Source organism: Labrenzia sp. THAF82, assembly GCF_009363435.1.
GTDB classification, from domain to species: domain Bacteria; phylum Pseudomonadota; class Alphaproteobacteria; order Rhizobiales; family Stappiaceae; genus Roseibium; species Roseibium porphyridii.
This window is the reverse complement of sequence record NZ_CP045354.1, coordinates 3,300,397-3,312,742: the sequence shown is the minus strand read 5'-3', so window position 1 is coordinate 3,312,742 and position 12,346 is coordinate 3,300,397. Positions and strand designations below refer to the sequence as shown.

At 54.6% G+C, this 12,346-nt stretch carries 9 protein-coding genes; 1 reads left to right on the top strand and 8 read right to left on the bottom strand.

Translation table 11 applies throughout. The features are described from left to right. Positions 1 to 89 precede the first annotated feature (89 nt). Positions 90 to 1,022 carry a LysR family transcriptional regulator gene (locus FIV00_RS15565; RefSeq protein ID WP_152501597.1) on the top strand — a complete coding sequence of 311 codons (933 nt, stop codon included), beginning with the start codon at positions 90 to 92 and terminating at the stop codon, positions 1,020 to 1,022. 59 nt (positions 1,023 to 1,081) lie between these two features. Here the strand turns inward: FIV00_RS15565 and dnaE are convergent, their stop codons facing one another. The 8 genes from dnaE to FIV00_RS15525 form a co-directional block, all read right to left on the bottom strand. Continuing rightward, complete coding sequence (gene dnaE, locus FIV00_RS15560) at positions 1,082 to 4,573, bottom strand: DNA polymerase III subunit alpha (protein ID WP_152501596.1); 3,492 nt, start codon at positions 4,571 to 4,573, stop codon at positions 1,082 to 1,084. 502 nt (positions 4,574 to 5,075) lie between these two features. Continuing rightward, entirely contained in the window at positions 5,076 to 5,792 is a 717-nt protein-coding gene (locus tag FIV00_RS15555) for an ABC transporter ATP-binding protein (protein WP_152501595.1), read from the bottom strand. Positions 5,793 to 5,802: 10 nt separating this feature from the next. After that, on the bottom strand, positions 5,803 to 7,107 hold the full coding sequence (locus FIV00_RS15550; RefSeq protein WP_209006559.1) for a lipoprotein-releasing ABC transporter permease subunit: 1,305 nt from the start codon (positions 7,105 to 7,107) through the stop codon (positions 5,803 to 5,805). 100 nt (positions 7,108 to 7,207) lie between these two features. Further along, positions 7,208 to 8,536 carry a proline--tRNA ligase gene (gene proS, locus FIV00_RS15545; RefSeq protein ID WP_152501594.1) on the bottom strand — a complete coding sequence of 443 codons (1,329 nt, stop codon included), beginning with the start codon at positions 8,534 to 8,536 and terminating at the stop codon, positions 7,208 to 7,210. Between the two features lie 565 nt (positions 8,537 to 9,101). Then, positions 9,102 to 9,392: a DUF1467 family protein gene (locus tag FIV00_RS15540; protein WP_152501593.1), complete on the bottom strand. Its 291-nt coding sequence runs from the start codon at positions 9,390 to 9,392 to the stop codon at positions 9,102 to 9,104. A 4-nt stretch (positions 9,393 to 9,396) separates the two neighbouring features. Beyond that, positions 9,397 to 9,801, bottom strand: a complete 405-nt coding sequence (mce, locus tag FIV00_RS15535; RefSeq protein WP_152504287.1) for a methylmalonyl-CoA epimerase — start codon at positions 9,799 to 9,801, stop codon at positions 9,397 to 9,399. A 46-nt stretch (positions 9,802 to 9,847) separates the two neighbouring features. Further along, complete coding sequence (locus FIV00_RS15530) at positions 9,848 to 11,527, bottom strand: ribonuclease J (RefSeq protein WP_152501592.1); 1,680 nt, start codon at positions 11,525 to 11,527, stop codon at positions 9,848 to 9,850. A 45-nt stretch (positions 11,528 to 11,572) separates the two neighbouring features. Continuing rightward, a complete protein-coding gene (locus FIV00_RS15525; RefSeq protein WP_152501591.1) occupies positions 11,573 to 12,343 on the bottom strand; it encodes a biotin--[acetyl-CoA-carboxylase] ligase in 771 nt (256 codons plus the stop codon). Between the last annotated feature and the right edge of the window lie 3 nt (positions 12,344 to 12,346).

The window sequence follows — 12,346 nt, the reverse complement described above, 5'->3', positions numbered from 1 at the left end:
ACAGAGCCAGGCAAACAGCGCATTGCGCGTTGAGGCCCGAGCTCAAAACGCGATATAGACAATTGCATCAATGCGACTAGCAGCAACAAATGCATCTCAATAGTGATGAAAATGGAATGATCATCGAAGACCTTATTGACGCGCGGATACTGGTCGAGCTGCATAACCGATTGAGTTTTGCAGAAGCCGCCAAAGCGCTCGGCATACCGCCGGCTACGGTTAGCCGCCGCATTATGCGCATGGAAGACAGGGCCGGTTTGCGTCTTTTTGACCGAACCACACGATCCGTATGCCCAACGGAAGCCGGGTCATTGGCTGTAAATCACGCACAGAGAATGATCTCGGAAGTAGAGGCAGTAGAAACGTCATTGTCGTCTATGCGCGATGCTCCCGTCGGCACTATCAGGATCACAACGCCAACGATCTTCGGACAAGCTCTTCTGAGCCCGATTGTCAGTAAATTCCTTGCCCAATTCCCGGCCTGCGACCTTCATATTGACCTCGCCGACGGTCATATAAACCTGGCGGAAGAAGGCTATGATGCTGCAATACGGGTCGGACCGATTGTTGACGATACGCTTGTTGCTAGAAATCTCGGAACAGTACGTGCAGGACTCTATCGGCGTAGTGGAGCACCGGATCTAGACCTGAAAGATCTCAGCGACTTGCCCGTGGCGCTCCTTCACAGAGGCATGAAACCCGAACCCACACTGCAACTTCGTTCCGCCGATGGCGAAAGCCGATCCTTCGCCGTAAAACCACGCCTCATTTGTATGAACCCGTGGTTGTTACTAGAGGCTGCTTTGGCGAGTGATGTCATCGTCGTTTTGCCTGAATTGATTGCAGCGCCAGCTCTTCGAACCAACCAACTCTCCAGAGTGGCTCCTGATTGGTTTGCGCGCCACGTCCCGGTGCATCTGGTCTATCAGCCCCAGCGGCTGATGCGCCCTGCTGTAAGGGCCTTTGTCGACCTCGCAGCCGACCAAATTCCGAAATTGATCGAAAGTGTGGAAATCGACTAGAGCACAGACTGGTGTTCAACGGTTTCGCCCAGACTGTCCAATTGTTTCAAGCGTCGCGATCACGCCATCTGTACGTCCATTACACCTGGAACAGCCTTGAGCGCGCCTGCGATTTCCGGGGACAATCTGAACCTTCCGGGAAGCTTGACTTCCACTTCACGTGCCCCGTTTTCCAGAAGCACGATGACTGTCACGTCCCCTTCCCCGCGGACCTTCAGTTGATTGGCAAGGCTTCGGATCGGACGTTCGTCACGAACAAAGACACGCATGCTTTTTTGAAGACGTGCGGCCACCTTGTCGATCGGATCAACCTGTTCAACCCGCAACGAAGGTTCATCGTCACGCATGTCTGCGCCAACCAGAACCACAACGGATCTGCCGGATTGAAGGACATCGCGGAATTGTTCCAGCTTTTCCCTGAACAGCAAGGCTTCGTATTGACCTGTCGCATCTGACAAACGCGCGATCCCCATGCGTGTGCCGGTCTTGGTTTTACGCTCCTGCATTGAGACGACCGTCCCTGCAAGTCTTCCCGCCGAGGCGCCTTTCTTGACTGCTTCAGCAAATTGCGTCCAAGGCTGAACCCTCATTTTCTCAAGGATTGGTGCGTATTCGTCGATCGGATGTGCTGAAAGGTAGAACCCAATGGCGGAGTGCTCCCGCTGAAGCTTTTCCTCGTTGGTCCATCCATGCACTTCGTCCAGTTGCAACGGCTCTTCGCTGTCGCTGGCGCCGAACAGTTCATCCTGGCCGAGCGTCTTGTTTTCCTCCGTTCGTTGCGCCAAGCCCATGACTCGATCCAGCCCTTCGAAAACCTTTGCCCGGTTCCGCTCCAACTCATCGAAAGCACCAGCGGCAACCAGGTTTTCTAATGTCCGTTTGTTGAGTGCTCGCGGTGAAATTCGTCTGGCAAAATCGCCGACACTCTTGAACGGCGCGTCGCCACGCGCCTCCACAATGTGTTCAACAGCTTGCTCGCCGACGCCCTTGATCGCGCCCATCGCATAGAGGATTTTGCCATCGGCAACATCGAAAAAGACTTGTGAGCGGTTAATGGACGGCTGCACAATTTCGATACCCATGCGGCGCGCTTCCTGGCGGAAGTCTCCGAGCTTGTCTGTGTTGCCCATGTCAAGTGTCATGGAAGCCGCCATGAACTCGACGGGATGGTTCGCCTTCAACCAGGCTGTATGGTAGGAGACCAGCGCATAGGCCGCAGCGTGGGATTTGTTAAATCCGTAGTTCGCGAACTTCGCCACCAGATCGAATATTGTTCCGGCCTGTGACTTGTTGATGCCACGTTCGACAGCACCATCGACAAAACGCGCACGCTGAACCTCCATTTCGGCAGCAATTTTCTTGCCCATTGCCCGCCGTAGAAGGTCCGCTTCGCCGAGCGAGTACCCGGAAAGCACCTGTGCAATCTGCATCACCTGCTCTTGGTAGACGATGATGCCATTGGTTTCCATCAGGATCGGTTCTAGCAACGGATGCAAGCAGTCCGGGTCTTGCTCGCCGTGTTTCACCGCGTTGTAGACCGGAATGTTCTCCATCGGTCCCGGCCGGTAAAGCGCCACCAGCGCAATAATGTCTTCAAAGCGGTCTGGCTTCATACCGGCGATTGCGCGGCGCATGCCCTGACTTTCCAGCTGGAACACACCGAAGGTTTCGCCTCGGGCGAGCATTTCATAGGTCTTGATGTCGTCGATAGGCAAACCGGCGACATCGACATTGACCCCACGACGCTCAATCAACTCCACCGCAGTGTCGATGACAGTAAGTGTTTTCAGACCCAGGAAATCGAATTTTACGAGACCGGCATCTTCAACCATTTTCATATTGAACTGAGCAACCGGCATATCGGAACGCGGATCACGATAAAGCGGCACCAGCTTTTCAAGGGGTCTGTCGCCAATCACCACACCAGCCGCATGCGTTGAGGCATGGCGGTAAAGCCCTTCAAGCTTCTGCGCCATGCCAAGCAAGCGCTCGACAATCTCCTCTTCCTTTGCTGCTTCGCGAAGGCGCGGTTCATCCTCGATCGCTTGGGCGAGCGTTACCGGGTTGGCCGGGTTGGCAGGCACAAGCTTACATAGCCTGTCTACCTGACCGTATGGCATCTGCAGCACCCTGCCGACGTCCCGCAAGACCGCACGCGCCTGCAGCGAACCAAAGGTGATGATCTGAGCCACTTGCTTGCGGCCATACTTTTCCTGAACGTAGCGGATGACCTCTTCACGGCGCGTCTGGCAAAAGTCGATGTCAAAGTCCGGCATCGAAACACGTTCCGGATTGAGGAACCGTTCAAAGAGCAGCGAAAAGCGCATCGGATCGAGATCGGTGATCGTCAACGACCAGGCAACGAGCGAACCAGCTCCTGACCCACGACCCGGGCCAACGGGAATGTCATTGCCTTTGGCCCATTTGATGAAGTCGGCAACGATAAGGAAATAGCCGGGAAACTTCATACGTTCGATGATACCGGTCTCATAATCGAGCCGGTCCCAATAGTCCTTCTCCTCAAGACCCGGAGCAAGACCGTGAGCATCAAGCCGTGCCTGCAGTCCTTCCCGAGCCTGCTTTTTGAGCTCTTCCGCTTCTGCATGTTCTGCTTCTTCCGGGTCAGCATCCGCACCGGCAAATCGCGGCAGGATCGGGTCCCGTTTCATCGGCCGGAAACTGCAACGACGAGCAATTTCAACAGTCGATGAGAGCGCTTCAGGCAGATCGGCAAACAGTGCGCACATTTCTGCGCGGCTTTTGAAATAGTGTTCAGGTGTCAGGCGTCTGCGGTCATCCTCAATAAGCACGCGCCCTTCGGATATGCAGATCAGCGCATCGTGCGCTTCATAATCTTCGCGCTTCGGGAAAAAAGCTTCGTTTGTTGCGACCAGAGGCAAATCCAGCTCGTAGGCTAGATCCAGAAACGCATCTTCGGTCTTGCGCTCGACATCCATGCCATGCCGCTGCAACTCCACATAACAGCGTCCGGGAAAGCCGTCTGAGATCTGCCGCAAACGCGATTTTGCCAAATCCTTGCGACCCGCGAGAAGCGCGGCTCCAATCGGACCATAAGCACCGCCTGTGAGGGCAATGACATCCTCAGACTTTGAAAGGAGGTACTCTAGCGACACATGCGGTCGCAATCCGGTTTCCGTATCCAGAAAGGCCCGCGACGACAATTCCATGAGATTGCCGTATCCGGTCTCCGTCATTGCAATCAGAACCAGATCCGCAAGGGCTGGCTCTCCGCGGCGACCGCTCTCAAGCCCGTCTTCAAATGCAATTGACAATTGGCAGGCAGTAATCGGCTGAATACCGGCTCCCCATGCCTTCGAGGAGAACTCTTGCGCGCCAAAGAGATTGTTGGTGTCTGCAACAGCCATTGCCGGCTGTTCGTCTGCCTTTGCAAGATCCAAAAGCTTCTTGATGGGCAGAGCCCCTTCAAGAAGGGACAATGCGGAATGAACCCTCAAATGTACAAACCCAGGGCCTGAAGCTGCTCCAACACCCGCTTTGGCGCCACCAGTTGAGGTTTCGGAATTCGTCATTGATGCACTCGCACGCCCGTTCAGAATCAGCACACAAGTGAAACGCTTTGCGAGGGCTCTGTCGAGCCATCAACCCGGTTGTTACCGTTGTTCTTTCTATTGGCGAAAGGCGCAAACCTCAGCCGGACACCACCGTCCGCAATCCTGATATTCTTCGACAAAGCGCACAGCAGCGCTCAGTTACCGGCCTCAACCTGCGGAGAAAAGTACTTCACCCCAAACAGCAAGTGTCGTGCAGAAGCAAACAAGCGAACCAAAAGCTGCAAAGTCACGAGCGATATAGAACATTTCATTCTCCAGACCTGACCTAACGTTGATGAGATCATGTTCTATTTTTGTTCCTTTTGCAAGCCCTTTTTGTTCCTCTTGTCAGTAGGCAAATCAAATTCGATGAAAACCTGAGGTTTTTGCTTTGTTCCAGGCACAGTAAAGCAATGCCGATTGCCTCAATTCGGCATCGTGTCCTGAAAAATCATCTCTAAAGTTGGAAGACTTGACCCGGCTAAAGGTCTTTGACCTGGCCATCCGCAAGTGTGATAGCGCGATCCATGCGACCAGCCAGTTCAAGATTGTGCGTGGCAAAGAGCGTCGCGACACCTGAAGCACGTACCAGTGCGGAAAGCGCTTCGAAAACATAACTGGCTGTTTTGGGATCAAGGTTCCCGGTCGGTTCATCGAGAAGGAGAATGCGCGGAGCATTCGCCACCGCCCGCGCGACTGCAACGCGCTGTTGTTCCCCGCCTGAGAGTTCCGACGGCCGGTGACTGCCTCGGTCGCCCAACCTCATGTATTTGAGCAACTCGTCGGCTCTATTGGCAGCCTCCTTGCGCGGCAAGCCACGGATCATTTGCGGCATCATCACATTTTCAACGGCGGTGAATTCCGGCAACAGATGATGAAACTGGTAGACGAAACCAATGTCATTTCGTCGGATCGTGGTGCGCTCCGCGTCAGAGAGTTCGGAGCAATTGACGGGACCGAGAAATACATCACCCTCATCCGGGCGCTCCAAGAGACCCGCGATATGCAAAAGTGTCGATTTACCGGTTCCTGAAGCCGCGACGAGAGCTACCATTTCTCCGGGCTCAATCCGAAGATTAGCTCCCCGAAGGATGTGCAATTGCCGATCGCCTTCATCAAAGCTGCGCGTAATGCCGGACAGTTCAAGCGCGGCCGGAGCAGTGCCTGGCGTCTGACGCGGATCGACAGCCATGTTCATCTCCCCGCTCCTACTCATACCTGAGCGCTTCAACCGGATCGAGGCGCGCGGCACGCCATGCCGGATAAACCGTTGCCAACAAGGACAGGAGCAACGCCATCAACAGGACGGTGGTCGTCTCTCCACTATCGATTTCAGCAGGTAGTTTCGACAGGAAATAGAGCTCGGGCGAGAACAGTTCGGTGGTTGTCAGCCAAGATACGAATTGGCGGATGCTTTCAATGTTCAGACAGACAACCAGCCCGAGAACAAATCCTGCTAGAGTTCCCACGCAGCCGATACTTGCTCCCGTGATCAGAAAGATACGCATGATGGCGCCACGTGAAGCACCCATTGTGCGCAAGATTGCAATATCCTTGCCCTTGTCTTTCACCAGCATGATCATTCCTGAAATGATGTTCAGTGCAGCGACCAGAACGATCAGTGTCAGGATGATGAACATCACGTTGCGCTCAACTTCCAGGGCAGAGAAGAAGGTTATGTTGCGCTGCCGCCAGTCCGTCACGAAGGTTGGACGGTCTGCGGCCTCTTCGATTGCTGCCTTCATTGTTCCGACCCGGTCCGGATCAAGAACATAAATCTCAATGCCTGTCGCCTTGGTGTCCATGTTGAAATAGGCCTGAGCCTCGTTCAACGGCATGAACAAGAACGTCGCGTCGTATTCACTCATTCCGATTTCAAAGATCGCTGAAACCGGATAGGCCTTGACCCGTGGCGTTACACCCATGGGGGTCACGCTGCCACGAGGCGAGATAATGGTGACATTGTCACCGACTGTAATTCCGAGCTGTTGCGCCATACGCGAGCCGATGGCAACGCCCTCACCCTCGTCAAATCCATCCAGGGTTCCGCTTCGAACCGTGTTTGCGATCAGCGGGACACGTCTCAGATCACTTTCGTAGATACCCCGAACCAGCGCACCGAAATTTCCGGCCGGTCCAGAGACGAGTGCCTGGCCTTCGGTAAAGGGAATGGCACTGACAACTTCAGGCACGCCCTCAAGACGTGAAGCAACTGCATCATAGTCCGTCAACGGAAGGTCGATCGGCTGGACCAGCATATGTCCATTGATACCGAGGATTTTGCCCAGGAGTTCGGTGCGAAATCCGTTCATCACTGCCATGACGATGATCAGCGTCGCCACACCAAGCATGATGCCCGCGAAGGAAAAGCCGGCAATCACGGAAATAAAGGTTTCCCGGCGCCGCGACCGCAAGTAGCGGCCGGCGATCATCCATTCAAATGGGGAAAAGGGGCGCGTTGGGGCGGCTTGTTTTTCGTCACGCTCAATGTCCGCAGTGTCTGCCGCTGTCATTGTCCATCCACTTCAGCAACGCCCCAGAGCAATCAAAATAGCCCGTCTGGCCGCAGCGAACCGCGACCGAATCCCCATCACGGAGGATCACCGGACTTGATCAGTCCGTCAATGCCGCCGTCAGCTTGTTCATGGCCGCTTCAGGGGAAAGCATCTCCTTTTCCCCAGTTGCGCGGTCCTTGACCTCCAAAAGACCGTCTTTCAGGCCACGCGGACCAGCGACCACCTGATACGGCAAACCGATCAAATCCATAGTTGCGAACTTCGCACCAGCGCGTGTGTCCCGATCATCGTAGAGAACTTCAATACCGGCTGCTTCAAGCTTGGCATAGAGATCCTCCGACGTCGTATCCGTCAGTGAATCACCCGGCTTGAGGTTAACCAACCCGACATGAAACGGCGCGACGGACTTCGGCCAGATGATTCCGTTCTCGTCATGATTGGCCTCGATCAAGGCGCCAAGAAGGCGGGAAACACCGACGCCATAGGATCCCATATGCACAGGAACCTCTGTCCCTTCTGCCGTGGCAACCTTGGCCCCCATCGCTTCAGAATACTTGGTGCCAAAATAGAAGATGTGACCGACTTCAATCCCGCGTGCTGACACTTTCGCATCGTCGGGCAACGCATCGAAAGCAGTCGCGTCATGCATTTCATCGGTCGCAGCATAGGGTGTCGTCCAGCCGGTTACCAATGACGTGAGGTCTGAATAGAAGTCCGTATCTTCTGAAGGGATCGGCATTTCAAGCAGTGACTTGTCGCAGAAAACCTCGCTCTCGCCGGTATCTGCCAAAATGATGAACTCGTGGCTCATATCGCCACCGATTGGACCCGTGTCGGCTTTCATAGGGATCGCTTTTAGGCCCATGCGGTCGAAGGTGCGCAAGTAGGCGACGAACATGCGGTTATAGGCGTGCCGGGCTCCTTCCTTGTCCAGATCAAACGAATAGGCATCTTTCATCAAGAATTCGCGGCCGCGCATCACGCCAAATCGCGGACGAACCTCGTCACGGAACTTCCATTGAATATGGTAGAGGTTCAGCGGCAAATCCTTGTAGGAACGAACATAGCCGCGGAAAATATCGGTGATCATTTCCTCATTGGTCGGCCCGAAAAGCATATCCCGCTCGTGCCGGTCGGTGATGCGCAGCATTTCCTTGCCATAAGCATCATACCGCCCGCTTTCGCGCCACAGATCAGCTGACTGGATAGTCGGCATCAACAGTTGAACCGCACCAGCCCGGGCCTGTTCTTCTTCAACAATTCGCTCAATCTTGCGCAAAACCTTGTGCCCGAGCGGCAGCCAGGAATAGATCCCTGCGGATTGCTGTCGAATCATGCCCGCGCGCAACATCAGCCTGTGGGACACGATTTCTGCTTCCTTGGGCGTTTCCTTCAGGATGGGCAGGAAATAACGGGAAAGACGCATGAAGGTTCTCTCAGTTTCTGGCAGTGCCTGTTTGGTGCGCAGTCAAAGCGCATGCGGAAGGCAAAAACAAGCCCTTTACTTAAGCACTGCCGGCTTTCGCATTTTTTCGCCCGAAAATCATCAAAATTGACAGAATACCAGCAGTTTTGCCGGCTTAGTTTTACGCCTTGCAAATCCTGACCAAATGTTCAAATTCAAGGTTCGAAATTAGACAAGCAAAAATTTTCATCTCCGCACGACAAATAGGTGACAAACTGCAAACAATGAGCTACGTTCCGTTCCCATAACAAAAAGATGCCTCGGCAGAAATGCTAAGAAGCTCAAGGACATCGCGGTCTGAGTCTTGGGAGGAAGGACTCTAAGGCGCGCCATTTGGTACGCAGCCGCCCAACCAGGTTGTTATCCCAACCGGTAAGGGAAAAGGGTCAGTTTAGACGCGGAACTTTTTTAAGGCAGAGCTTAGCTCTGCCTTTTTTCTTTTATTCGGGCTGTTTTCAACTTTTCAGCAGCCAAGGTTTTGTCATCAAATTGCCCGCCTTCAATTCTGGTAGAACTAAGGCGACGGTCAGCTGCCCGGCTGACTGTAGTTCGCTCCTGGTGGCTTGAAGAACGGAATATCGTCCAATCCGAAACCCTGCGCCCGCAATGAGACGTACGCCGAAAATACAAGAGTGGTGATAATAGTCGTCAGAACGATCACCTTGAAGAACTTCGGTTTGTCCGGGGCACTCGGCTCAGAACCTGGAATGACTTCCCCTGCTTCTTCCTGCGTACGGTGCAGTCCAAAAGGAAGGATTGCAAACAGAATGATCCACCACAGCATGAAAAACACTGCCATGCCAAATGCCACGGACATCGCCTTACGCCTCTTCCAGCTCAGTTAAAGTTCCGAGGAAGTCCTTTGGATGCAGAAACAACACTGGCTTCCCGTGGGCTCCAATCTTCGGCTCACCATCACCCAATACTCGGGCCCCGTCCGCCAGCAACTTGTCGCGCGCTGCAATGATATCATCCACCTCGTAGCAAACGTGGTGAATTCCGCCAGAAGCGTTCTTTTCCAGAAATTTTGCAATCGGAGAATTGTCGCCGAGCGGTTCAAGCAGTTCGATCTTCGTGTTGGGCAGGTTGATGAAAACCGTGCTGACACCATGATCGGGCTGTTCTTCTTTTGCCGAAACTTCTGCACCCAGCGTGTCCCGATAAACCGCAGTTGCAGCGTCAATATCCGAAACCGCGATGGCGACATGGTTGAGCCGACCAATCATTCGAATTCCTTCCCAAATAGAAACGGCCATGTGCGGCCGTCCGTAATTATAGTTGGGTCACCACCACCTTGCAGAGCGTCTTTTTGCCCCACACATCCAGGATCTGCGCGCGCGCTGCCTTCCGAGCGGCTTCGCCCACCAGGTCCTTGTCTTTGCGCCTTCCCTTCGGAATGCTCGTCACCGCTCCAACAATCGCCTTGGTAACAATGTCCTCCATTGGCTCCCCGTCGTCGTCCGTGTCCGGCAACCCGAGAAGAGTGACATGCGGGTCATCAAGGAGATCGCCGCCTCGGTTCACCACCAACGCAACGACGGCAGCACCAGCGTAAGACAGCTTGCGTCTTTCACGCACACCGGTGACTTCCGGATCATCAAGTATGGCACCATCCTTCACCAGGATGCCGAAGGGTGCTTCGTCGATCACCGCAGCCTTTCCTGCAACAAGGCGAATGATGTCCCCGTTCTTGCCACGCACAACTTCCGGAACGCCTTGTTCCTTCGCAAATGCGGCATGCGCAGCAAGATGCAACGGTTCACCGTGAACGGGAAGCACGACTTTCGGCTTGATCACCTTATAGAGTTGCTCAAGCTCACCACGGCGCGGATGTCCCGAAACATGCACAAGCGCATCTCTGTCTGTGACAATCTCCACGTCCTTGTCGGCAAGATTATTCAATACCTCACCGACAGCCTTCTCGTTTCCAGGTATCGTACGTGAAGAGAAAATCACCATGTCCCCCTTCGACAAGGCAATGTTGCGATGATCGCCTGAGGCAATCCGGGCAAGTGCGGCCCGGCTTTCGCCCTGCGAACCGGTGCAAAGAAGCACGGCCTTTTCGCGTGGCAGATAGCCGTAGGCTTCCTCGTCATGAAAAGGTTTCAGGCCATCCAGATAGCCAAGTTCACCTGCAACATCGATCACCCTGTGCATGGATCGTCCGACAACGACGACATCGCGATCGTTAGCGGCGGCGGCTTCTGCAACCGCTCGAATTCGGGCAACGTTCGACGCGAATGTCGTGACCGCAATTCGCTTATCGGCCTCTGCCATCACTTTCTTCAATTCTTCGGCAACATCGGCTTCGCTCGGGCTGACACCATCCCGGACCGCATTTGTACTGTCACAGACCAGCGCCATGACGCCCTCGCGTCCAAGCTCTGCCAACCGGTTCATGTCGATCGGAAGTCCTACGCCGGGCGTCGGATCTATTTTCCAATCGCCTGTATGCAGAACGAGGCCGGCTGGAGTTCGGATCGCCAGGGCACACGGCTCAGGGATTGAGTGTGCCATGGCAACGAATTCAACGTCGAACGGTCCGATCTTGTGCCGCTCGCCTTGCTTGACGACGGTAACCGGAACATCTTCCTCAAGCGTCTCGCTTTCCGATTTGGCGGCAAGCAGCCCCGCGGTGAAGGCCGTCGCATAGACTGGCACCTTCAAATAAGGCCAAAGGTGCAAGATAGCGCCGTAGTGATCTTCGTGTGCGTGGGTGATCACCATACCGGCAATGTTATCGACCTCGTCCTCCAGGAATTTGATATCTGGAACAACGACGTCAATTCCAGGCAATTCAGGCCCGGCGAAACTGACACCGCAGTCGACTATCAGCCATGTCCGGTCGCCGTCGGGACCGAAGCCGTAAAGGCCGAGATTCATTCCGATTTCGCCGACACCACCAAGTGGTAGAAAGACGATTTCATTTTCATTCAATTTGGCCGAAGCCATTGAGTGCTCCTTCAGAACTTGTTGCCGGCTGATGTGTTTCGGCTCTCAGCCAGGTAAAAACACATCACCCGCAAAGATGGTGCGCTGGCGACCGTCGTCCTGGCGAAGCACCAGATGACCGCGCGCATCCAAATCGGCAAAAATGCCGGTAATTTCTTCCTGGCCAAGCTTGACCGTTATGCGATTGCCCAGATGCGCTGCGCGCTTCAACCACGCCCTGCGAATGGTTTCAAAACCGCCAGGCTGCTGCCACTGCACCAATTGATCCGCCATGGTGCTCGTTAACGCTTCAAACAGTCTTTCAGCGGACACCTGGAACCCGAGACTACGCAAATCCGTCGCCTGATAGAGCGACAGCGGTGGATGGGAAACACAGTTCACACCGAACCCCAGAACGACGGCCTGTCGGCCATCGTTTAGTGTTTCCGCCTCCAGCAGAATGCCGGAAAGTTTTGCCCCCTCGACCAAAAGGTCATTTGGCCATTTCAGTTTTACCAGTTGCAGCGTACCGGCAGCTTTGTCAACGGCTTCCGCAAGGGCAACCGCTGCAGCCAGCGGCAATTCACCTATCCTTGCCGCAGGTTCGGGGTTGACCAGCAGAAGGCTGGCAAAAAGGTTCCCGACCGGTGATGCCCAATCCCGTCCGCGTCGGCCCCTGCCTTCCGTCTGGATATCTGATCTGATCCAAAGATTTCCCGGGTTTCCATCACGAGCCCGTTCAAAACAAAGATTGTTCGTCGACCCGACGCTTTCATGGGCCTCAAAGCGAAAATCCGGCGCACCTGGCGCCGGATGTTCCATTCCCGAAATGCTCATGTG